This window comes from Rathayibacter sp. AY1F2, assembly GCF_002930885.1.
GTDB lineage: Bacteria > Actinomycetota > Actinomycetes > Actinomycetales > Microbacteriaceae > Rathayibacter.
In genome coordinates, this window is the sequence record NZ_PSVG01000001.1 from 173,754 (window position 1) to 195,695 (window position 21,942).

Below are 21,942 nucleotides of genomic sequence, written 5' to 3' on the forward strand. Positions count from 1 at the left end.
CTCAGGCTCCTTCAACTCGTAGAACGGACGTCACGGCGCCGACGAAACCATGGGAATGGAGGGCGGTGACGGTGGCCGCCAGATCGGATTCCGCCGCGGCGTGCGTGCCGATGACCAGGGTAGCGGTCGGCTCGCGCCGCTCCGCACCGCCCTGCTCCTCCAGCGGGTCGGCGCCGGGCGGGGTCTGCACCAGGGTCTCGACCGAGACGCCGTGGTCGGCGAAGACGCCCGCGATCTGCGCGAGCACGCCGGGGCGGTCGAGCACCTCGAGGGTGACCTGGTACCGGGTGGTGACGTGGCCGATCGGGAGGACCGCGAGCCCGGAGCTCGCGCTGGTCACCAGGCCGGGGCCGCCGACCACGTGGCGGCGGGCGGCCGACACGACGTCGCCGAGGACGGCGGAGGCCGTCTCGATCCCGCCGGCGCCGGCGCCGTAGAACATCAGGTCGCCGGCCGCCTCCGCCTCGACGAAGACCGCGTTGTTGGCCCCGTGCACGGCCGCGAGCGGGTGGGAGCGGTGCACGAGCGCGGGGTAGACCCGCGCGGACACGCCCTCCACGCCGGTCTTGGCGTCGGTCAGCCGCTCGCAGATCGCGAGCAGCTTGATCACGTAGCCGGAGTCGCGGGCCTGGTCGACCTGCGCCTTCGTGATGCCGGTGATGCCCTCGCGGTGCACCAGGGTGACCGGGACGTCGGTGTGGAACGCGAGGCGGGCGAGGATCGCCGCCTTCTGCGCCGCGTCGTAGCCCTCGATGTCGGCGGTCGGGTCGGACTCGGCGTAGCCGAGCTCGGTCGCGCGGGCGAGCGCGTCCTCGAGGCTCGCGTGCTCGGTGTCCATCCGGTCGAGGATGTAGTTGGTCGTGCCGTTGACGATGCCGAGGATGCGGTGGACCCGGTCGCCGGCGAGGCTGTCGCGCAGCGGCCGGATGATCGGGATCGCGCCGGCGACGGCCGCCTCGTAGTTGAGCTGGGCGCCCACCTGGTCGGCGGCCTCGAAGAGCTCGTTGCCGTGGGCGGCGAGCAGCGCCTTGTTGGCCGTGATCACGTCCGCGCCCGACGAGATCGCCGTGAGGATGTGGCTGCGGGCGGGCTCGAGCCCGCCGATCAGCTCGACCACGATGTCGGCGCCCAGGATCAGCGACTCGGCGTCGGTGGTGAGCAGGTGCTTCGGGATGTCGGCGGTGCGGGGCGCGTCCACGTCCCTGACGGCCACGCCTACGAGCTCCAGCGGCGCCCCCACGCGCTGGGCGAGCTCGTCGCCGTGGTCGAGCAGGAGGCGCGCCACCTGGGCACCGACGGACCCGGCGCCCAGCAGGGCGACGCGGAGGCTGCGGTACTCGATCATCGGGAGGTGGCCTTTCGTTCGATGCCGGCGTCGCGGCGGAGGAGGTCCTCCTCGGTCTCGCCGCGCACGAGGACGCGCGAGCGCCCGTCGCGGACGGCGACCACCGGGGGGCGCCCGAGGTAGTTGTAGTTGCTGGCGAGCGACCAGCAGTAGGCGCCGGTCGCGGCGACGGCGAGCAGGTCGCCCGGCCGCACGTCCGCGGGCAGGAAGTCGTCGTGGACGACGATGTCGCCCGACTCGCAGTGCTTCCCGGCCACCCGCACGAGGGCGGGCTCGGCCGAGGAGGAGCGGTCGGCGATCCGCGCCGTGTAGTCGGCGCCGTAGAGCGCCGGACGGGCGTTGTCGCTCATGCCGCCGTCGACGCTGACGTAGCGGCGGACCGCGGTCGAGCCCTCGGAGCCGACCGTCACGTCCTTCACGGTGCCCACCTCGTAGAGGGTGACGCCGGCGGGCCCGATCAGCGAGCGGCCGGGCTCGATCGCGATGTGCGGCACCGGGACGCCGCGGGCGGAGCACTGCTCGGCGACCGCGTCGGCGACGGCGGCCGCGATCTCGGCGATCGGGGTCGGGTCGTCGGCACTGGTGTACGCGATGCCGAAGCCGCCGCCGAGGTTGAGCTCCGGCACGGGGCCGTCCGCGAGCAGTGCCGCGTGGACGTCGAGCAGGCGCGACGCCGACTCCGCGAACCCGGCGGAGCCGAAGATCTGGGATCCGATGTGGCAGTGCAGCCCGAGGAACCGCAGGGAGGAGAAGGAGCGGATGCGGGCGACCGCGGCCGGGCAGTCGGCGAGTGCGAGGCCGAACTTCTGGTCCTCGTGCGCCGTGGCGAGGAACTCGTGGGTGTGCGCGTGCACTCCGCTGTTGACCCGGAGGCGCACCGCCTGCACGCGGCCGTGCCGCTCGGCCGCGGCTGCGACGCGCTCGATCTCGACGAGGCTGTCGAGCACGATCGTGCCCGCGCCCACCTCGACGGCCCTGTCGATCTCGCGGAGCGACTTGTTGTTGCCGTGGAGGCCGAAGCGCTCGGGCTCGATCCCGGCGGCGAGGGCCACTGCCATCTCGCCGCCGCTGGAGAGGTCGAGGTTCAGGCCCTCGTCGCGCATCCAGCGGGCGACCTCGGTCGAGAGGAACGCCTTGCCCGCGTAGTAGACCGTGACGCCGGTGCCGATCCGGCCGAGCTCGCGGGCGAAGACCTCACGCATCTCGACGGCCCTGCGGCGGGCGTCGGCCTCGTCCACCACGTAGAGAGGAGTGCCGTGCTCGCGCACCAGCTCGGCGACGGGCACTCCGGCGATCCGGATCCCGCCGTCCTCGCCGCGCTCGGCGCTGTCCGGCCACACGCCGTCGGCCAGGGCGTTCGGGTCGGCGGGCGTGTGCAGCCACTCAGGCGCGAGCGGATGCCGGGGGGCGCGGGCGCGGGCGTCGACGGTGTCCACGGGTGAGACCTCACAGGAGAGAGTGGGAGCGTCACTGCGGGGCGAGCGGGTCCGGATTGACCCCTGAAGCCAGCGATGTCAGTGTTCGGCCCGCGGAAGACGCCGGCACAGGGCTCCGATCCTACCGGTCCGGGGCGGCGGCGCCGCGCGGGCTCAGGCGCACGTGCCCGGTTCCTGCTCCGCGGGGTCGCTGAGGAACGTCGGAGAGAGCGCGAAGCTCGCGTTCAGCGACTCGTCGGCGACCTCGACCCCGGTCAGCGTCAGTCCGCGCGGCACCGAGTCCGCGATGCACACGGAGGACGGAGCGAGCAGGTCGCCGGAGACGGCGCCGAAGCGGTCGCGGAAGTCGGTCGCCGAGAAGGTCGCACCGGCGGCGGAGACCTCGGCCGGGGTCAGCCGGATGGCGCCGTCCACGGCCGCGAGCTCCATCCCCACGCCCGCGCCGAGCCGGAGGCCCAGCACCTCGACGGAGGCGGTCACGCGCACGAGCGGAGCGTCCAGGGTCACCTCGTCGACGGGAACGGTGCTGCGCTCGGTGACGAGCCGCGAGACCGAGGCCGCGTCGATCGCGACCGTGGTGCTGCCGGACTCGACCGCTCCGACGCCGCTCACCGGCACCCCGATCAGGGTCGCAGCGACGTCGCCGTCGAGCTCGCCGAACGTCACGTCCGAGCTGCGCAGGTCGAGCCGGTCCAGCCGCCCCGAGACGAGCTGCGGGAGCACGGCCCAGCCGGCGACGTCGACGTCCACCGCCCGGTCCGCGGGCAGTGCGAGCGCCTCGCGGAGGCTCGCGGCGGCGCGGTCCGCGACGGCGCGGCGGGCGAGCGAGTCGCCCACCACCGCCGCGACCACGAGCAGCACCAGCACCACGACGACCACCACGGCCGCGCGTCCCCCGCGCCGGCGCCGCGGCGCAGCCCCCGACGCGCTCACATCCGGTCCGGGGCCGTGACGCCCAGCAGGGAGAGCCCGTTGCGGAGCACCTGCCCGGTCGCCTCGTTCAGGCGCAGCCGGGTCGAGTGCACGGCCTCGACCGGGTCCTCGCCCTGCGGCACGACCCGGCAGTTGTCGTACCAGCGGTGGTAGAGGCCGGCGACCTCCTCGAGGTACCGCGCGACGCGGTGCGGCTCGCGCAGCTCCGCGGCGTGCGCCACGATGCGCGGGAACTCCTGCAGGCCGCCGAGCAGCGCCGACTCGGTCGGATGCACCAGCGTCTCGGGCGCGAACGGCTCGACGGGGACGCCCGACGCTGCGGCCTTCGCCGCGACCTGGCGGGTGCGCGCGTGGGCGTACTGCACGTAGTAGACGGGGTTGTCGTTGCTCCGCTTGGTCAGCAGGTCGAGGTCGATGTCGAGGGTCGAGTCGGCCGAGGAGCGCACCAGCGAATAGCGCGCGGCGTCCACGCCGACGGCCTCCGTGAGGTCCTCCATCGTGACGACGGTCCCCGCCCGCTTGGACATCCGGACCGCCTCGCCGTCGCGGAGCAGGTTGACCAGCTGGCCGATCAGGATCTCGAGGTTCACGCCCGGGGTGTCGCCGAACGCCGCGCACATCGCCATCATCCGGCCGATGTAGCCGTGGTGGTCGGCGCCGAGCATGATGATCGCCCGATCGAAGCCGCGCTCGCGCTTGTCGAGGTAGTAGGCGAGGTCGCCCGCGATGTAGGCCGCCTCCCCGTCGCTCTTGATGATGACGCGGTCGCGGTCGTCGCCGAACGAGGTGGTCCGCAGCCAGGTGGCGCCGTCCGCCTCGAAGATGTGCCCGAGCTCGCGGAGGCGCTCGATCGCGCGGTCGACGGCGCGCGACTCGTGCAGGGAGTTCTCGTGGAAGTACACGTCGAAGTCGACGCCGAACTCGTGCAGGCTCTGCTTGATCTCGCCGAACATCAGCTCGACGCCGATCGAGCGGAAGGTCTCGGCGAGCTCCTCCTCGGGCAGGACGGCGAGGTCGCCCGGGTAGGCGGCCGCGACGCGCTCGGCGATGTCGCCGATGTAGGCGCCGCCGTAGCCGTCCTCCGGGGTCGGCTCGCCGCGGTGGGCGGCGAGGAGGCTCCGCGTGAAGCGGTCGATCTGCGCGCCGTGGTCGTTGAAGTAGTACTCGCGGGTCACCTCGGCGCCCTGCGAGAGGAGCATCCGGGCCAGGCTGTCGCCGACCGCCGCCCAGCGCGTCCCGCCGATGTGGATGGGGCCGGTGGGGTTGGCGGAGACGAACTCGAGGTTCATCCGGACGCCGGCGTAGGCGGACCCGGTGCCGTAGGCCTCGCCCGCCTCGACGATCGCGCCGGCCAGGGCACCCGCGGCCGCGGCCTCGAGCCGGACGTTGAGGAAGCCGGGACCGGCGACCTCGACCGTGGCGACGCCCTCGACCGCGCCCAGCCCCTCGGCCAGCTCGGCGGCGAGCTCGCGCGGGTTCGCGCCGACCCGCTTCGCGAGCTTCATCGCGATGTTCGAGGCCCAGTCGCCGTGGTCGCGGTTCTTCGGGCGCTCCAGCACGACGTCCGAGAGCTCGACGCCCGCATCGCTCCCCCGTCGCTGCACGGCGTCGAGGACGAGGGCGTGCAGGGAGGCGGCGAGCTGTTCGGGAGTCACGGGGAGCGATTCTACCGGCCGCCGCGCCCGCGCCCCCCGTCCCTCCTGCACCGCGGGGCCGCTCGGCAGGGCGGCGTTGCTAGGGTGCGACGCATGCGCCGTCCCGCCGCCCTCCTCCTCGTCGCCCTCGCCACGGCGGCCCTCTCCGGCTGCTCCCCCGCGGCCGACCCGGAGCCGAGCGCGAGCGGCGCCGTCAGCGGCACGCCGATCCCCCTCGCCTGCGAGCAGCTGGTCCCGGCCTCGGCGCTCGCGGGCCTGTGGGGCGGATTCTCCCCGGACGACGGCATCGGGACCACTGCCGTCTCCGAGGAGATCGCCCAGTACGACGGCCTGGTCTGCGGATGGTCCGACGATTCGGGCGCCGAGCTGCAGCTGGCCGTGGCCCACCTCGACCCCGCGGTGATCGAGGCGCTCAAGAACGAGTTCTTCACCACCAGCAAGGCCGTCCCCACTTACGGCAAGCCGCCGGAGATCGAGGGCTACTACCAGGTGGCCGAGGGGCGGGGCGTCGCGGACGCCTTCGTCGGCGAGTACTGGATCGAGGCGTCCAGCGCCTCCTTCGTCGAGCCGGGCGACCCCGAGCCGCTCGTGCGGTCGGCGATCGGCGTCCTCGCCGACTGAGCCCCGGCGTCAGCCCAGGCGCACCGGCGAGACGTGGTCGTCGACGAGCGCCGCGTCGCAGTCGGCCTCCACACTCATCCCGGTCAGGCGCAGGTCCGTCAGGTAGCTGCTGAGGAACGCGGTGTCGGCCGTGTCCCGGCCGGACGAGATGCGCAGCATCGACCCGCGCGGAGCCAGCCGGGTCGCGTCCACGACGTGCCAGGCGCCGCCGACCCAGGCCTCCGTGACCGCGTGGAAGTCGCGCGGCTCGAGGCCCGGCGCGTAGACCGCCGTCACCCGGGCGGGGATGTCGAGGGCGCGGAGCAGCCCGGCGACTGTGTGCGCGAAGTCCCGGCACACGCCCTGGCCGCTCTCGATGACCTGCGCCGCTCCCCCGGTGCCGACCGTCGACCCGTAGACGTACGACAGGTGGCCGTGCACCCATTCCTCGACGGCCGTCAGCGCCTCGAAGCCCCGGGCCCGCCCGAACTCGCGCCGGGCGATCCCGCCGAGCACGTCCGCCTCGGCGTACCGGCTCGGCCGCAGGTACTCGACGAGCTCGAGCTCGCTCGGCTCGTCCGGAGCGCCGTGCCCGGCGACCCGCGCCCGGTACTCGACCCGCAGGTCGCCCTCGTTCCCCGCGACGCGGTGCACGCGGGCGCCGTGCCGCGCCGGGAACTCCCGCACCGGCACGTCCTGCCCGTCGAGCCGGACGGTGAAGGAGTCCTCGAACGAGTCGCCCGTGGGCGTCGCCGCCACCAGGAAGATCAGGTCGGTCGGGCCGTTCAGACGCAGATCCAGCGAGGCGGAGACGGTGCGCAGCATGGCTCCATCGTGGCATGCGCGAGGACCGCTCCCGGCGTCGGGGCCCGCCCCGCCCGGGTGCTAATGTGGTCAGGCACTCCTGGCCCCCATAGCTCAGGGGATAGAGCACTGCCCTCCGGAGGCAGGGGCGTAGGTTCGAATCCTACTGGGGGCACACCCGCGGTCCTCCGCTCTCCTTCCTCGTACACGGGCGCTCAGCTCCGGTGCTCGACGCCCCTCGAGGCGCACCCCTCCATCACGGACCGAGCGGCGTCACCCGGTGGGCGACCGAGTCCGACCGTGGCGCTCCTCACCCGGCGCTCCGACACTGCCGAGACAGCACGAAGGCCCGCGATCGTCGATCACGGGCCTTCGAAACGTTCACCACCGGCACTCGGCCGGTCGGGCTCACTCGTAGAGGTGGAAGGTGCCGGCGCAGTCGGCCGAGCAGAAGCCGTCGCGGCGACGGGCCGAGGCCGCTCCGCAGGCTTCGCAGCGGCGGCGTCCGAGCATCCGCGAGATCAGGCTCTGAGGCGCCGACGCGACCACCGAGACCGGGGTGTCGGGGCGCACGGGGGATCCCGTGGTCGAATCGAGCTGGATCCCAGCGGTGTCGCGCGTGGCGCGAAGCATCCGTGTTCCTTCCGATCGGTGAACCATGTGCGAGCGCTGTATTGCCAGTCCCTGAGATTCTGCGAAGGGCTTGACGCGGCTCGCGATCGAGAGGAGCCGATATCGACATCTGTCGGTCAGTCGGGATCGACCCGGGGAACGACGAACAGCCGCGCCCCCTCCTGGCGGAGAGAGGCACGGCTGTTCGGGCGTCGGGGATCGGTGGGCGGACGACGCCGGAGCTCATGGGAGCGGGGCGTCGAGCCCGGAACGACCGGGAAGTGGGCCTAGTACGCGCCGCTGGTGCTCCGGGTGTCGATCGGAACCGTCGGTGCGGGAACCGGCACCGGTCGCAGGGCGGGGAGCGAGGCGCTCCTGCCCGTGCGGAACGGCAGCAGGACGAGCATGACGGGAAGAACGACGATCCACAGGAGGACCGACAGCGCGAGACGCGCCCAGATGGAAAGAATATTGAGCATTTTTGTGCCGCCTTCGGGTGACGGTAGAGGTGAACTTCGCGAACAGGATCATCGGGCCGACGGGGAGAGAAGAGTAGAAATGCGCCACTGATCGCGCCTCTCCCGCCACGCCCCCGAGCGGTCTGTTGCTCCTCATTCGTCGCCCAGCGCCGATCGGATGGGTCGATCCCGCATCCGATCGACACACGGCCCGCCCAGTGCGTCCTCCTGGGAGCCGGGCCGTAGGGTGAGCGCGTGAAGATCCTTGTCGTCGAAGACGATCCAGCCATGGGTGAGGCCCTCGTCGGCGGCCTCGAAGACGCCGGCTACGAGGCCGTGCTGACCACGAACGGCATCGACGCGCTCGTCGCGTTCAGCAACGCCGAGTTCTCGGCCGCCATCGTGGACGTCATGCTGCCGGCGATGTCGGGCTTCGAGATCTGCCGCCGGATCCGCGAGCTCGGCCGGCCCACGCCGATCATGCTGCTGACCGCGCGGGACGCGATCGAGGACCGCGTCTTCGGCCTCGACGCCGGAGCGGACGACTACCTGACCAAGCCGTTCGCGTTCACCGAGCTCAACGCGCGCCTCCGGGCCCTCCTGCGCCGCAGCCCGTCGCTGATGTCCACCTCGATCGACGTCGGACGCATCACCGTGGACGGATCGAGCATCCGGCGCACCGCCGACGGCTCGCGCATCCACGTCAGCCCGAAGGAGCTCGAGCTCCTCAAGCTCCTCATCACTCCCGTCGGCTCCGTCGTGACCCGCCAGCGGATCCTCTCCGAGATCTGGGGCGGCGGCGAGATCGTCGACAACAACATCGTCGACCAGTACGTCAGCTACCTGCGCAAGAAGCTCCCGACCGAGGACACGGGCGTCAGCATCGTTACCGTCCGCGGCAAGGGCTACTTCCTCCGCCCGGTCGAATAGCCCGTGTCGCGGATGAGCACGGCACGCCGCCGGGTCGGCGCGCTCTCGATCCGCGCGAGGATCACCGTGGGAACGGTCGCTGTGGCGACCGCCCTCTTCGCGCTCGCGGCGCTGCTCTTCTACCAGGTGGTCACCGGCATCGTCGACCGCAGCGAGCGGACGATCCTGATGTCGATCGAGGACGAGGTGCGCCGCGACATCTCGGCGGGCAACGTCCCGCGCACGCAGGGCTCGTCGACGGGCCAGCTGTTCCTCGCTCTCGCGCCCGACGGGAGCGTCAGCACCTCGACCATGCCCTCGCGCCTGAGCGGCGAGGTGCTCAGCGCTCTGGCGGAGGAGCCGGCCGACACCTCGCCCCGGTACGCCGACGTGACGACGGCGAACGGCAGCTACCTGGTCCGCTTCACGGCCATCGAGAGCGATCGCGGCGTCTGGCAGGTCGCCTCCGCCCGCGATCAGGCCGCGTCGCAGCTCGTCCTCGACGACTTCGCCCACGTGCTCGTCTACGCCGCGATCTTCCTCGTCGTCACGTTCGGGCTCGCCTCGTGGATCCTGACGGGCGCGGCCCTCGCCCCGGTGCGCCGGATGCGGGCGCGCGCGGATCAGATCGCCGCCGAGCCCGGGCAGGGCGACCAGCTCCCGGTCGTCGGCACGCGCGACGAGATCGACGAGCTCGCGGTGACGCTGAACGCGTTCCTGACCAAGCAGACCGCGTCGCTGGCCCGGGAGAAGCAGATGGTGTCGGATGCGAGCCACGAGCTCCGCACTCCCCTCGCCGCGCTCTCCGCCCAGCTCGAGATCGCCCACCACCGCGTCGACGACCCGGTCGCGGTCGACCGGGTCATCCTCGACGCGCAGAAGAGCGTCGACCGGCTCGTGCGCCTCGCATCCGCCCTCCTCGACATCTCGCGCATCGAGAGCCGCACCGTCCGCCCGACCGCTCCCTTCGCCGAGCTCGTCGACGAGCTGGTGGGCGCCGTCGACCGCACCCGCCTGCTCGCCTCGGAGTCGGGGGTGGAGATCGACTACGAGATCGACGAGCGCGAGCCGGTGCGGCTCTACGCGGTCGCGTCCCAGGACTTCGGCCGGGTGATCGACAACCTCGTGAGGAACGCGATCCAGGCGATGAACGGCGGCGGCATGATCGTCGCCTCCCTCTCGCAGTCGGACGGGCGCCTGATGCTCAGCGTCTCGGACGACGGACCGGGGATGCCCGACGCCTTCATCCCGGTCGCCTTCGACCGCTTCTCCCGCCCGGACGACTCCCGGACCCTCGCCTCCGGCGGCAGCGGTCTGGGGCTGGCCCTGGTGCACACCACCGTGCTCTCGGCCGGCGGGACGGTCGCCCTGGTCAACCGCTCCCCCCGGGGTCTCGCGGTCGACATCGTCCTCCCGCCCGTCGGCTCCGCCTGAGCCGCCCCGCCCCCGGAATGACGAAGGCCCCCGGCGGACCGGGGGCCTTCGTGGAGGATCGTCAGCGCGGGTCGTCCTCGGGGCGGACGGGCTGCGGCTGCGGGTCGCCGACCGCGGCGGGCGGCGGAGCCCAGGCCGTCTGCGGCGCCTCCGCCGGGGAGGTGCCGCCGTCGAGCAGGTTGCGCGCGCGGTTGACCACCTCGGGGTCCACGAGCACGGAGTAGCTTGTCGCGATCACCTGCATGGTCGAGGTGAAGTCGCGACGGCGGCGGTTCACGGCGTAGGAGGCGAGCCCGAAGAGCATCCCGAAGCCGGCGCCGAGGAGGACCGCCGCGATGAGGAAGGAGAACTCCGTCGTCGGCGAGAAGATGATGAGCAGGAGGCCCAGGAAGACACCGAGCCAGGCGCCGGAGGCCGCTCCGGCGAGGGCGACGCGGCCCCAGGTGAGCTTGCCGGTCACCCGCTCGACGCTCTTGAGCTCGTTGCCGATGATGGCGAGCTGGCGCACCGGGAAGTCGGCGCGGGCGAGCACGTCGACGGCGGCCTGCGCCTCCTGGTACGTGTCGAACGTGGCGAGGATCTCCCCGCGCGGGATACTGGGGAAGGCCGGCCCTCGGCCGCTGAACGGCGTCTGCTGAGTCACCCGGACAGAATCGCACAGGCCACTTGAAGGTCTCTGAACGGATTCGGAGAACCGGCCGAGGGCGAGCCGGGAACGCTCGGCGTCCGCCCGGCTGCACGGGACTAGGTTTGTAGCCGTGAGTTCCGCCAGAGTCTTCGTCGCGCGCTTGGCCGGATGCAGTGTCTTCGACCCGGCCGGCGATCGCGTCGGCAAGGTCCGCGACGTGCTCCTGGTCTACCGGCAGAACGACGCCCCGCGGGTGGTCGGCCTGGTGGTCGAGATCCCCGGGCGCCGTCGGGTCTTCGTGTCGATCGGCCGGGTCACCAGCATCGGCAGCGGCCAGATCATCACCACCGGGCTCATCAACGTGCGCCGCTTCGAGCAGCGGGGCGGCGAGGTCCGCGTCATCGCCGAGCTCCTCGGCCGCCGGGTGAGCTTCGTGGACGGCTCCGGTGACGCGGTCGTCGAGGACGTCGCGATCGAGGAGGCCGCTCCCGGCGAGTGGGAGCTCGCGCAGCTCTTCGTCCGCCGGCCCAAGACCAGCCCCTCCCCCTTCGCCAAGGGCGCGACCGCCTTCGCCGGCTGGCGCGAGGTCCGCGAGAGCGTCTCGACCGAGGCGCAGTCCGCCGAGCAGTACGTCGCCAGCCTCTCCGAGCTCAAGCCCGCCGACCTCGCCAGCACGCTCCTCGACCTGCCGCAGCAGCGGATGCTCGAGGTCGCCGGCGAGCTCTCGGACGACCGCCTCGCGGACGTGCTCGAGGAGATGCCCGAGAGCGAGCAGGTCGAGATCCTCGGCCGGCTCGACGACGACCGCGCCGCCGACGTCCTCGACCAGATGCAGCCGGACGACGCGGCCGACCTGATCGCCCAGCTCTCGGAGGAGCGCGGCGAGGCGCTCCTGGAGCTGATGGAGCCGGAGGAGGCGGACGACGTCCGCATGCTCCTCACCTACGCCCCGGAGTCCGCCGGCGGTCTGATGACCACGGAGCCGATCATCGTCTCCTCCGAGGCGACCGTCGCCGAGGGTCTCGCCCTCATCCGCCGCCACGAGCTCGCCCCGGCCCTCGGCGCCGCCGTCTGCGTCACGCTGCCGCCCTACGAGCCGCCGACCGGCCGCTTCCTCGGCATGGTGCACTTCCAGCGGATGCTCCGCTACCCGCCGCACGAGCGCCTCGGCACCCTGCTCGACCAGAGCATGGACCCGATCACGCCCGAGACCTCGGCGGCCGAGGTCGCCCGGATCCTGGCCAGCTACAACCTCGTCTCGGTGCCCGTCGTCGACGCGTCCCACCGCCTCGTCGGCGTCGTGACCATCGACGACGTCCTCGACTACCTCCTCCCCGACGACTGGCGCAGCCACGGCGACGACGACGAACCGAGGAAGCCGGTGACGACGGCGACGCAGGGCGTCCCGCTCGTGCCGCCGGCACCCGCGGCGACAGGCAGGACACGACGGGGACGGAGGGGCGCGCGTGGCTAGGGACACCAAGCAGGACCGGCGCCTGGACGCTCCCAAGGGCTTGCGCACCCGCGTCCTCTCGCGGCGGAACCGCCCGAGCAGCGACCGCTTCGGCCGCCTGACCGAGTCGTTCGCCCGCGGCATGGGCACGCCGTGGTTCCTGGTCGGCATGACGATCTTCTGCGTCTTCTGGCTGATGTTCAACACCTACGGGCCCGCGGACGCGCGCTTCGACTCGCAGGCCCTCGGCTTCACGGTGCTGACGCTGATCCTCTCGCTGCAGGCCTCCTACGCCGCGCCGCTGCTGCTGCTCGCGCAGAACCGCCAGGACGACCGCGACCGCGTCCAGATCGAGCAGGACCGGCAGCGGGCCGAGCGCAACCTCGCGGACACCGAGTACCTCGCGCGCGAGGTCGTGGCCCTGCGCCTGGCGATACGCGACATGGCGAGCAAGGACTTCATCCGCTCGGAGCTGCGCGGCCTCCTCGAGGAGCTCGAGAAGGATCGGGCGCAGGAGCCCGAGCGGCGCGATGCCTGACGTCGCCGCCATCGAGACCGCCGTCAGGACGGCGCTGGCCCGGGTCGTCGATCCGGAGATCCGGAAGCCCATCACCGAGCTCGACATGCTCGAGTCGGTCGAGGCGGCCGTCGACGGAGCGGTCCGCGTCGCGATCCGGCTGACCATCGTCGGCTGCCCGGCCGCCTCCGCGATCGAGCGCGACGTACGCGAGGCCGCGGCCTCGGCTCCCGGAGTCACGGCGGTCGACGTCGTGGTCGGAGTGATGACGCCGGCGCAGCGCACCGCCCTCACCGAGCGCCTCCAGGGCGGCCGCCGGAGCATGCCCTTCGGCCCGGACTCGCTCACCCGCGTGTACGCGGTCACCAGCGGCAAGGGCGGTGTCGGCAAGTCGACCGTCACCGCCAACCTCGCGGTCGCCCTCGCTCAGCGGGGGCTCGCGGTCGGCCTCGTAGACGCCGACGTGCACGGCTTCTCCATCCCCGGCCTGCTCGGCCTGATGCACGACGGGCGCGTCGCGGGGCCCACCCGCGTCGGCGAACTGATGCTGCCGCCGGTGGCGCACGGCGTGAAGGTCATCTCGATCGGGATGTTCCTCGAGGGCGACACCCGGGGGGCGGCCGTCTCCTGGCGCGGACCCATGCTGCACCGCACGATCTCCCAGTTCCTCACCGACGTGTACTTCGGCGACCTCGACGTGCTCCTGCTCGACCTGCCTCCCGGCACGGGGGATGTGGCGATCTCCATCGGGCAGCTGCTCCCGCATGCGGAGGTCCTCATCGTCACCACCCCGCAGCCGGCGGCCGCCGACGTGGCCGAGCGCAGCGGCGCGCTCGCCCGCCAATCGGGCCAGCGCATCGTCGGAGTGGTCGAGAACATGTCGGGGCTTCCGCAGCCCGACGGCTCGGTGCTGGAGCTCTTCGGCAGCGGAGGCGGGGCCGAGGTCGCGCGTCGGCTCACTGCGACGGGCGACGAGGTGCCGCTACTCGCGTCGCTGCCGATCTCCGTCGCGCTGCGGGCGGGGGGCGACGAGGGCGTGCCCGTCGTCGTCGGCGATCCGGAGGATCCTGCCGCCCGGGCGATCGACGCCCTGGCGGCGACGCTCGCCGCGCGGCCGCGGGGACTGACCGGCCGTCGTCTTCCGCTCGCCGTCGGCTGACGCCTCCGCGCGGCTTCGTGCGGGCGGCGTCGGTCGAGACGCCCGCCCGACGCTCCTCGCGGAGCAGGGCTCAGGTGGCCTCGGAGTCGATCGGCGGCGGCGCGACGCTCGAGAGCGTGCCGGACGAGACGGAGCGCTGCATCGTCGTGTAGTAGCTGTCCTGCGCGGAGCCGGTGCCGCCCGGCACGACCGGAGCGGCGACAGCGGTGGGCGGCTTCACGGTGGGGGCCGGATCGTCCTCGAGCAGGGCGTCGCGGATGATGCGGCGGGGATCGTACTGGCGCGGGTCGAGCTTCTTCCAGTCGACGTCGTTGAACTCGTCGCCCATCTCGTCCTTGACGCGCTCCCGGGCCTGCGTGGCGAATCCGCGCACCTTGCGCACGAGCTGCCCGAGCTGGGCGGCGTAGTGCGGGAGGCGGTCGGGACCCAGCACGAAGACAGCGATGACCCCGATGATGAGGAGCTTGTCGAACGTCAGACCGAACACGAGGACAACACTAACCCGCCGCGCCTCCCTCGCGGAGCCCGCGCGCCACCGTACCCTGACGATGCCCGGGCGCGATCCGCTCGGTGCACCGATCAGAGGAGCGCCCCCGTGTCCGACAAGGATGCCAACTGGAAGTACGCCGAGGACGCGGTCGTCGAGTCGGAGGCCATCGCCTCGGCCCGCCGGCTCTCGGTCGAGCTGGGCATCGACGCCGTCTCCCCCTCGATCGGAGCGCAGGCCGCGCTGGTCGCCGCCGCGGCGCGCGCGACCTCCATCATCGAGATCGGCACCGGCACCGGAGTGAGCGGCCTGTGGCTGCTCGACGGCGCCCCCGAGGCCATGCTCACCTCGATCGACTCCGAGGCGGTGCACCAGCAGCACGCGCGCGCCCAGTTCCACGAGGCGGGCATCTCGCCCAACCGGCTCCGGCTCATCCCGGGCCGCGCCCTCGAGGTGCTGCCCCGCATGAACGAGAACTCCTACGACATCGTCTTCGTCGACGGCGATCCGCTGCAGGTCATCGAGAACGTCGAGCACGCGCTGCGGCTCGTCCGTCCGGGCGGGACGGTCCTCGTCCCCCACGCGCTCTGGCGCGGACGCGTGGCCAATCCCGCGCAGCGCGATGAGATCGCGACGGCGTTCCGCACGCTGGTGGCCGAGGTCTGCGCCTCCCCCGCCGTGGTCAGCGTGCTCTCGCCGATCGGCGACGGCCTGCTGCAGGCCAACAAGCGCCGCGCCTGACGAGCGCGGCCGACCGAGGAAAGACGGAACGCCCGCCGCACGGTGTGCGACGGGCGTTCACGACGGTGCGGATCAGGCGGGAGACACCACCGACGCGAGCGCGTCGTGCAGCTCTTTCGCCTCTGCATCGTTGACCGAGACGACGAGGCGTCCGCCTCCTTCGAGCGGAACGCGCACGACGATGAGTCGGCCCTCCTTAACAGCCTCCATCGGTCCGTCTCCGGTCCTCGGCTTCATGGCCGCCATAGAGTTCCCCTTTCGTGACGTATCCCCCTATTATCGTGCATCCGCGGGGGTGTTCCGAACCGCGCCCGGAAGTCGGGCGTCAGCCGATCACGGCGGGGACCAGTCGCCCGGGGTGAACACCCAGCACAGCAGCACCCAGACGATCTGCCCGACGATCGATGCGGCCACCACGAACACCCTCAGGAGGGTCGACCGCGGCACCGCGAGCGCCCCGGCCAGCGGGAACATCGGCATCAGGATGCGGAACGTGCTCGACTGCGGGTAGAAGAACGCGAAGAGGTAGATCGCGTAGCCGCCGACCCAGAGCCGCGAGAAGACGTCGAGGCTGCGCGTGGCCCGCGAGAACAGGATCGCCAGGAATCCGAGCACCACCACGACGGTGATGCCCATGCCCGTGATCGGCGAGCCGAACCAGAGGCCTCCCCACCAGCCCCCGCCGGCGAACCAGGAGGTGAAGGGGATGAGCTCGCCCTCGCCGATGAAGACGCTGCGCCAGGCGAGCTCGGTGTCGGTGTAGGCGGTGAAGGAGCCGGTGACCGCCCAGGCGATAAGCAGCCAGGCGAAGCCCACCGCGAGGGACCAGACCGTGAGGGAGACCGTGAAGGCGAACTCCCGGCGGGCGAACGGCTCGGTGCCGCGCACGTGGCGCCAGACGCGGTAGAGGAAGTAGAGGCCCGTCATCGCCGCGATCGCGAGACCGCTCGGGCGCAGGAGCCCCACGACCAGCACGACGGGGAACGTCCAGACCCACTTGCGGCGCACCAGCAGGAGGAGGAGCACGGCCGTCAGGAGGATGCCGCCGGACTCCGCGTAGCCGATCTGCAGGATCGGGGACGTCGGAGCGACGCAGAAGAAGACGATCCCCATCAGCGCCTGACCCTCGCTGAGCGAGACGCGGAACAGCCGGTAGATCACCAGGCACGCCGCTGCACTGCAGACCAGGGCGACGAGCACCGCCGCGTTCGCCCAGTCGAGCCCGGTGATGTTCATCAGGCCGCGGACGGTGAACGGGTAGACGGGCATGAACGCCCAGGGGTTCTGCTCCACGGCTCCGGACGGCGAGAGCGGCAGCACCGACGGGTACCCCGTCATCCCGATCCGCTCGTACCAGCCGCCGTCCCACGTCGTCGCGAACCGGACGTAGGTGTCGCGGAGTCCCGTCCACTCGACGCCCTGACGCACGGCGCCGACACGGAGCATGATCACGGTCGTGACGACGCGGGACACGGCGAAGACCAGGAGCACCTGGATCCACCACGGGATCCTCCGGAGCAGACCCCAGCGGGAGCGGGACGGAGAAGCGTCCTCCGTCTCCGGCGCGATCGCGGTGGCGCTCACGCGAGAGGCCCGCGGTCCGTCGAGGAGGCGGAGGCGGTCGTCAGCGGGGAGCGGGCGGGTGTCGCCGCGGCTCGCCGGCGGGTCGGCCGGAGGAGGGGCGACGCGTGTCGCGGCTCACCGGCTGGCGTGAGGGGAGACATTCCGACGAGCATACCCGTGCGGGAGTCGGGAGTCCCCGGAGGAGCACCGCGCCGGGCGGGCGCGCGGCACGATCACGGCGGAGTCCAGTCCGATCCGGCGACGGCCCAGCAGATCGAGATCCAGACGATCTGGCCGCCGATCCCGAGCAGGACCAGCGCGACGCGGAAGACCGGCGAGCGCGGCACCGCCAGCGCTCCGACGAGCGGGAACATCGGGCCCAGCAGCCGGAAGGTGCTCGACTGCGGGAAGAAGAACGCCAGCAGGTAGACGCCGTACCCGGCGACCCAGGCCCGGCTGAAGAGATCGAGCCGCCGTGTCCACGGTGCGGCGAGGATCCCGACGAACGCCGCCAGCAGGAGCACCACCAGCACGACGCCGACGGCCGGAGCACCGAACCACCACGAGCCCCACCAGGCGCCGCCCTGGAACCACGGGGTCAGCGGGAGCAGCTCCTGGTAGCCGATGTAGACCGCACGCCACGCCAGCTCGGTGTCGGTGTACGCGGTCATCGACCCGGTGACGGCCCACGCCACGGCGGGCCAGAGGAAGCCGACCACGAGCCCCCACGCCGTCAGGCCCACGGCCGGCAGCCACTCCGACCGCGGGAACGACTCCGTGCGGCGCCGGACGAACCGGTAGACGACGTACAGGCCGAGCGCGGCGGCGAAGGCGAGCCCGCTCGGCCGCGTCAGGCCCAGCAGCAGCACGACGGGCACGACCGCGAGCCAGCGCCGCCGCACCAGGAGGAGGAGCGTGACCGCGGTCAGGAGCATCGCCATCGACTCCGCGTAGGCGAGCTGCATCAGCGGCGAGGTCGGCGCCACGCAGAACAGCAGCACCGCCGTCAGCGACTGCGACTCGCCGAGGGAGTGCCGGAAGAGGCGGTACAGGACGAGGCAGGCTCCGGCTCCGCACAGGACGGAGACGGTCACGGCGGCCGGAGCCCAGGTGAGACCGGTGACCGCCATCAGCGCCTTCACGACCCCCGGGTAGAGCGGCATGAAGGCCCAGGCGTTCTCCCCCACGTGGCCGTCCTGCGTGATCGGCAGGAAGCCGGGGTACCCGGTGGCCGCGATGATCTCGTACCAGCGGCCGTCCCACATCGACGCAAAGGCCGAGTAGGACGGGGAGGGTCCGGTCCACGGGTTCGCGAGCTGGTGCGCGGCGAACTGCAACAGGATCACCGTCGTGACCACGCGGGTCGCGATGTACACCAGGAGGACCCGCGCCCACCACGGGACCAGGCGCAGGCGGAGGCGGAGTCGGACGGGGACGGCCGTGGCGCTCGCGCTCACGAGGACGCGGTCAGCCAGCGGCGGAGGCCCTCGGCGCACTCGGTGATCTCGCGCACCGCCACGCGCTCGTCGTCGGCGTGGGCCCGGAGCGGGTCGCCCGGTCCGTAGTTGACAGCCGGGATGCCCATGGCGGAGAACCGCGCGACGTCGGTCCAGCCGTACTTGGGCTTCGCCTCGGCTCCGACGGCCGCGAGGAAGGCCTGGGCCAGAGGTGCGTCCAGCCCCGGGCGGGCGCCCTCGGCCAGATCGTCCACCGTCACCTCGAACCCCTCGAAGAGCTCCTCGAGGTGGGCGAGCGCCTCCTCCCCGGACCGGTCGGGGGCGAAGCGGTAGTTGACCTGCACCGTGCAGAGGTCCGGGATCACGTTGCCCGCGACCCCGCCGGTGACGCGCACGGCGTTGACGCCCTCGCGGTACACGAGGCCCTCGACCTCGACCTCGCGCGGTACGTAGGCGGCGAGGCGGTCGAGGATCGGCGCCGCCGCGTGGATCGCGTTCTCGCCGACCCAGCTGCGGGCGGAGTGGGCGCGGACGCCGCGGGTGACCACGTCGACCCGGAGCGTCCCGTTGCAGCCGCCCTCCACTGCTCCGCTGGTCGGCTCGCCGAGCACGGCGAAGTCGGCGGAGAAGAGGTCGGGGCGGTGCCGGGAGAGACGGCCGAGGCCGTTGAGGTCCGCTGCGACCTCCTCGTTGTCGTACCACATCCAGGTGATGTCGACGGCCGGATCGGAGAGCTCGGCGGCGAGGACGAGCTGCACCGCCACTCCGGCCTTCATGTCGACGGTCCCGCGGCCGACCAGGTGCTCGACGCCGTCGATCGTCTCGGCGACGACGGGCAGGTTGCCGTTGACCGGCACCGTGTCGAGGTGCCCGGCGATCACGACGCGCTGGGCGAGTCCGAGGTTCGTCCGCGCCACGACGGTGTGGCCGTCGCGGATGACCTCGAGGTGGTCGTACTGCTCGAGCGCCCACTGCACCGCGTCCGCGATCTCGAGCTCGTCGCCCGAGACGGACGGGATGTCGCAGAGGATCCGCGTCAGGGCGACCGGATCGGTGCGCAGATCGAGCGGAGGGGCGGTGGTCGGATCGGCCATGCGCCCCAGGGTAGCGGCCGGACGCTCCGCGCTACCCTGATCGGCATGACCCTCGAGCACTCCGCAGACTCCTCCGCGCCCGCCTCCGCCTGGGGATACGGGCTCGCCACCGTGGCCGCCGACGGCACCGTCCTCGACACCTGGTTCCCGGAGCCGCGCCTCGGCACCATCCCGGCCGGCCGCGACCCCTGGATCGTGCCGGCGGAGTTCGAGGAGCAGGCCGGCGAGGATCCGCGCCGCGAGGTCCGCATCGACGTGGTCACGCTGCAGATCGACGTGCAGGCGCCGCCCGCCTCCACGTCCGACGCCTACCTGCGGCTGCACCTGCTCTCGCACCTCCTGGTCCGCCCGAACGAGGTGAACCTCGACGGCGTCTTCGCCCACCTGCCGAACGTGGTGTGGACGAACGCCGGTCCGGTCTCGCCGGAGTCGTTCACCCGCCTGCGCCCCTCGCTCCGGCGCCACGGCATCCAGGCCACCGGCATCGACAAGTTCCCGCGGCTGACCGACTACGTCACCCCCGCGAAGGTGCGCATCGCAGACACCTCGCGCGTCCGCCTCGGCGCGCACCTGGCACCCGGCACGACGGTGATGCACGAGGGCTTCGTCAACTTCAACGCCGGGACCCTCGGCAGCTCGATGGTCGAGGGGCGCATCTCGCAGGGCGTCGTGGTCGGCGACGGCTCGGACATCGGCGGCGGCGCCTCCATCATGGGCACCCTCTCGGGCGGAGGAGTGCAGCGCGTCTCGATCGGCGCGCGGGCGCTGCTGGGTGCGAACTCGGGCATCGGCATCTCCCTCGGCGACGACACCGTCGTCGAGGCCGGCCTCTACGTGACCGCCGGCACCAAGGTCGTCGTGGTCGGCGGAGCGCCGCGCGCCGACGGCGCCCCGCAGACCGTGAAGGCCGTGCAGCTCTCGGGCGTGCCGAACCTGCTCTTCCGCCGCAACTCCCTCACCGGGGCCGTCGAGGTCCTCCCCCGCACCGGCGCCGGCATCGAGCTGAACGCCGCTCTGCACGCCTGAGGGCGAGCGTCCGGCGCCGCCGGGCCCCGCAGGCGGCACCCCGGGACGACCCGTGCTGATCGAGTCCGCGGCGACCACGCCGCTCTGCGTCCCGCCTCGAAGAAGCGGTTCGAGCCTCGGACGGCTGACGAGAGGCGGGTGCGCCGCACGGCGAGAGCCCGCCCCCGGCGGGGACGGGCTCTCGGGGACCGGTCAGCGGTCGGTCGGCCAGTGGCGCTCGGGTGACCCCATGTAGAGCTGCTGCGGGCGGCCGATCTTGGTCTGCTTGTCGGTGTTCATCTCGCGCCAGTGGGCGATCCAGCCGGGCAGGCGGCCGATCGCGAAGAGCACGGTGAACATCCGGGTCGGGAAGCCCATCGCCTTGTAGATGACGCCCGTGTAGAAGTCGACGTTCGGGTAGAGGCGCCGCTCCTTGAAGTAGTCGTCCTCGAGAGCGAGGGCCTCGAGCTCCATCGCGATGTCGAGCAGCGGGTCCTTCACGCCGAGGGCCTGCAGGACCTCGGAGGCGCTCTCCTTGACCAGCTTCGCGCGCGGGTCGTAGTTCTTGTACACCCGGTGGCCGAAGCCCATCAGGCGCACGCCCTCCTCCTTGCTCTTCACCCGCTCGACGAACGTCGACACGCTCTCGCCCGACTCGCGGATCCGGCCGAGCATGGTGAGCACCGCCTCGTTCGCTCCGCCGTGCAGAGGGCCGAACAGGGCGTTGATGCCGGCCGAGACGGAGGCGTAGAGGTTCGCCTCGGTGGAGCCGACGAGGCGGACGGTCGACGTCGACGCGTTCTGCTCGTGGTCCTCGTGGAGGATCAGGAGGCGGTCGAGCGCCTTCGAGAGCACCGGGTCGACCTGGTACTGCTCGGCCATCGTGCCGAAGTTGAGGCGGAGGAAGTTGTCGACGAAGCTCAGCGAGTTGTCCGGGTAGAGGAACGCCTGGCCGATCGCCTTCTTGTGGGCGTACGCCGCCATCACGGGCAGCTTCGCCAGGAGGCGGATCGTGGTGAGCTCCACAGCCTCCGGATCCTTCGGGTTGGAGCTGTCCTCGTAGTACGTCGACAGGGCCGACACTCCGGCCGAGAGCACCGACATGGGGTGCGCGCTGTGAGGGAGCGCGTCGAAGAAGCGCTTGAGGTCCTCGTGGAGGAGCGTGTGGCGGCGGATGCGCTCGTCGAAGCCCGCGAGCTCGTCGGCCGTCGGCAGCTCGCCGTAGATGAGGAGCCAGGCCACCTCGAGGTAGGTCGCGTTGGTGGCCACCTCCTCGATCGGGTAGCCGCGGTAGCGGAGGATCCCCTGGTCGCCGTCGATGTAGGTGATCTGCGACTTGGTCGCCGCCGTGTTCACGAAGCCGTAGTCGAGCGACATGAAGCCGGTCTGCTTCGACAGGGTCGAGAAGTCGATGCTCGAGGAGCCGTCGACGCTGCGCAGGACCGGGAAGTCCGCGGTGCGGTCGCCGAAGGTGAGCGTGACCTTCTCGGGGAGCTCCTGCTCCGCCGGCGCGGGAGGCGGCGTCGTGGCGCTCCCGGTCGCGGGCTCCGTGGAGCCCACCGTCGCGGTTCCGTCGCTCTGCGTGCCGGATTCGGTCACAACGCCTCCCAGGTCGTCGCGGTCGCACCCCGGAAGCGCTCGCGCGGAGCGGG

Annotated in this window: 22 protein-coding genes and 1 tRNA gene; 9 read left to right on the forward strand and 14 right to left on the reverse strand. The window is 72.2% G+C overall.

Translation table 11 applies throughout. The features are described 5' to 3' along the window. Nucleotide 1 precedes the first annotated feature (1 nt). The 4 genes from C5C54_RS00780 to argS form a co-directional block, all read right to left on the reverse strand. Entirely contained in the window at nt 2-1,345 is a 1,344-nt protein-coding gene (locus C5C54_RS00780; RefSeq protein ID WP_104223002.1) for a homoserine dehydrogenase, read from the reverse strand. Beyond that, on the reverse strand, nt 1,342-2,781 hold the full coding sequence (gene lysA / locus C5C54_RS00785; RefSeq protein ID WP_104225560.1) for a diaminopimelate decarboxylase: 1,440 nt from the start codon (nt 2,779-2,781) through the stop codon (nt 1,342-1,344). Before lysA ends, C5C54_RS00780 begins: the two co-directional genes overlap by 4 nt. Before the next feature lie 153 nt (nt 2,782-2,934). Further along, nucleotides 2,935-3,663, reverse strand: a complete 729-nt coding sequence (locus tag C5C54_RS00790) for an LmeA family phospholipid-binding protein (RefSeq protein WP_104262485.1) — start codon at nt 3,661-3,663, stop codon at nt 2,935-2,937. A 47-nt stretch (nt 3,664-3,710) separates the two neighbouring features. After that, nucleotides 3,711-5,369 carry an arginine--tRNA ligase gene (argS, locus tag C5C54_RS00795; protein ID WP_104222999.1) on the reverse strand — a complete coding sequence of 553 codons (1,659 nt, stop codon included), beginning with the start codon at nt 5,367-5,369 and terminating at the stop codon, nt 3,711-3,713. A gap of 93 nt (nt 5,370-5,462) precedes the next feature. Here argS and C5C54_RS00800 point away from each other — a divergent pair, with 93 nt between their 5' ends. After that, complete coding sequence (locus C5C54_RS00800) at nt 5,463-5,990, forward strand: hypothetical protein (protein WP_104260120.1); 528 nt, start codon at nt 5,463-5,465, stop codon at nt 5,988-5,990. 9 nt (nt 5,991-5,999) lie between these two features. On the opposite strand, the gene C5C54_RS00805 is transcribed toward C5C54_RS00800, so the two are convergent. Continuing rightward, nucleotides 6,000-6,794 (reverse strand): transglutaminase family protein, encoded by a 795-nt coding sequence (locus tag C5C54_RS00805; protein WP_104232730.1) that lies wholly within the window; start codon nt 6,792-6,794, stop codon nt 6,000-6,002. An 82-nt stretch (nt 6,795-6,876) separates the two neighbouring features. Here C5C54_RS00805 and C5C54_RS00810 point away from each other — a divergent pair. Further along, nucleotides 6,877-6,948, forward strand: a tRNA-Arg gene (locus tag C5C54_RS00810). Nucleotides 6,949-7,181: 233 nt separating this feature from the next. On the opposite strand, the gene C5C54_RS00815 is transcribed toward C5C54_RS00810, so the two are convergent. Then, nucleotides 7,182-7,406: a hypothetical protein gene (locus C5C54_RS00815; RefSeq protein WP_104246599.1), complete on the reverse strand. Its 225-nt coding sequence runs from the start codon at nt 7,404-7,406 to the stop codon at nt 7,182-7,184. Between the two features lie 266 nt (nt 7,407-7,672). Continuing rightward, nucleotides 7,673-7,864: a hypothetical protein gene (locus C5C54_RS00820; protein WP_104260121.1), complete on the reverse strand. Its 192-nt coding sequence runs from the start codon at nt 7,862-7,864 to the stop codon at nt 7,673-7,675. A gap of 234 nt (nt 7,865-8,098) precedes the next feature. Between C5C54_RS00820 and C5C54_RS00825 the strand changes: the two genes are divergently transcribed. Together C5C54_RS00825 and C5C54_RS00830 are read left to right on the forward strand one after the other, a co-directional pair. After that, nucleotides 8,099-8,773, forward strand: coding sequence for a response regulator transcription factor (locus C5C54_RS00825; protein WP_258059273.1), 675 nt, complete (start codon nt 8,099-8,101; stop codon nt 8,771-8,773). 12 nt (nt 8,774-8,785) lie between these two features. Beyond that, a complete protein-coding gene (locus C5C54_RS00830; protein WP_146078762.1) occupies nt 8,786-10,186 on the forward strand; it encodes a cell wall metabolism sensor histidine kinase WalK in 1,401 nt (466 codons plus the stop codon). 61 nt (nt 10,187-10,247) lie between these two features. Here the strand turns inward: C5C54_RS00830 and C5C54_RS00835 are convergent, their stop codons facing one another. Further along, entirely contained in the window at nt 10,248-10,829 is a 582-nt protein-coding gene (locus tag C5C54_RS00835) for a general stress protein (RefSeq protein WP_258063158.1), read from the reverse strand. A gap of 115 nt (nt 10,830-10,944) precedes the next feature. On the opposite strand from C5C54_RS00835, the gene C5C54_RS00840 reads away from it, so the two are divergent. Genes C5C54_RS00840 through C5C54_RS00850 form a run of 3 tightly spaced genes read left to right on the forward strand, consistent with a single transcriptional unit; the run spans nt 10,945 to nt 13,943 of the window. After that, nucleotides 10,945-12,288 (forward strand): magnesium transporter MgtE N-terminal domain-containing protein, encoded by a 1,344-nt coding sequence (locus C5C54_RS00840; RefSeq protein ID WP_104225554.1) that lies wholly within the window; start codon nt 10,945-10,947, stop codon nt 12,286-12,288. After that, a complete protein-coding gene (locus C5C54_RS00845; protein ID WP_104222991.1) occupies nt 12,281-12,805 on the forward strand; it encodes a DUF1003 domain-containing protein in 525 nt (174 codons plus the stop codon). The genes C5C54_RS00840 and C5C54_RS00845 overlap by 8 nt, the downstream gene beginning before the upstream one ends. Then, a complete protein-coding gene (locus C5C54_RS00850) occupies nt 12,798-13,943 on the forward strand; it encodes an Mrp/NBP35 family ATP-binding protein (protein ID WP_104232735.1) in 1,146 nt (381 codons plus the stop codon). The genes C5C54_RS00845 and C5C54_RS00850 overlap by 8 nt, the downstream gene beginning before the upstream one ends. A gap of 70 nt (nt 13,944-14,013) precedes the next feature. Here the strand turns inward: C5C54_RS00850 and C5C54_RS00855 are convergent, their stop codons facing one another. Next, nucleotides 14,014-14,430, reverse strand: coding sequence for a twin-arginine translocase TatA/TatE family subunit (locus C5C54_RS00855; RefSeq protein WP_146076468.1), 417 nt, complete (start codon nt 14,428-14,430; stop codon nt 14,014-14,016). Between the two features lie 108 nt (nt 14,431-14,538). On the opposite strand from C5C54_RS00855, the gene C5C54_RS00860 reads away from it, so the two are divergent. After that, on the forward strand, nt 14,539-15,171 hold the full coding sequence (locus C5C54_RS00860; RefSeq protein ID WP_104222989.1) for an O-methyltransferase: 633 nt from the start codon (nt 14,539-14,541) through the stop codon (nt 15,169-15,171). 72 nt (nt 15,172-15,243) lie between these two features. On the opposite strand, the gene C5C54_RS00865 is transcribed toward C5C54_RS00860, so the two are convergent. The 4 genes from C5C54_RS00865 to dapE all read right to left on the reverse strand — a co-directional run bounded on the left by C5C54_RS00865 (nt 15,244) and on the right by dapE (nt 19,285). Next, nucleotides 15,244-15,417 carry a DUF3117 domain-containing protein gene (locus tag C5C54_RS00865; RefSeq protein WP_068208299.1) on the reverse strand — a complete coding sequence of 58 codons (174 nt, stop codon included), beginning with the start codon at nt 15,415-15,417 and terminating at the stop codon, nt 15,244-15,246. Between the two features lie 87 nt (nt 15,418-15,504). Beyond that, nucleotides 15,505-16,755 (reverse strand): hypothetical protein, encoded by a 1,251-nt coding sequence (locus C5C54_RS00870; protein ID WP_104287595.1) that lies wholly within the window; start codon nt 16,753-16,755, stop codon nt 15,505-15,507. A gap of 212 nt (nt 16,756-16,967) precedes the next feature. Continuing rightward, the gene (locus tag C5C54_RS00875) at nt 16,968-18,191 is read right to left on the reverse strand and encodes a hypothetical protein (protein WP_258063159.1); all 1,224 of its coding nucleotides are present in this window, start codon (nt 18,189-18,191) and stop codon (nt 16,968-16,970) included. After that, nucleotides 18,188-19,285 (reverse strand): succinyl-diaminopimelate desuccinylase, encoded by a 1,098-nt coding sequence (dapE, locus tag C5C54_RS00880; RefSeq protein ID WP_104225552.1) that lies wholly within the window; start codon nt 19,283-19,285, stop codon nt 18,188-18,190. The genes C5C54_RS00875 and dapE overlap by 4 nt, the downstream gene beginning before the upstream one ends. Nucleotides 19,286-19,330: 45 nt before the next feature. Here dapE and dapD point away from each other — a divergent pair, with 45 nt between their 5' ends. Next, nucleotides 19,331-20,311 carry a 2,3,4,5-tetrahydropyridine-2,6-dicarboxylate N-succinyltransferase gene (gene dapD / locus C5C54_RS00885; protein WP_104232738.1) on the forward strand — a complete coding sequence of 327 codons (981 nt, stop codon included), beginning with the start codon at nt 19,331-19,333 and terminating at the stop codon, nt 20,309-20,311. 192 nt (nt 20,312-20,503) lie between these two features. On the opposite strand, the gene C5C54_RS00890 is transcribed toward dapD, so the two are convergent. Beyond that, nucleotides 20,504-21,889 (reverse strand): citrate synthase, encoded by a 1,386-nt coding sequence (locus tag C5C54_RS00890; protein ID WP_258063160.1) that lies wholly within the window; start codon nt 21,887-21,889, stop codon nt 20,504-20,506. Nucleotides 21,890-21,942 lie beyond the last annotated feature (53 nt).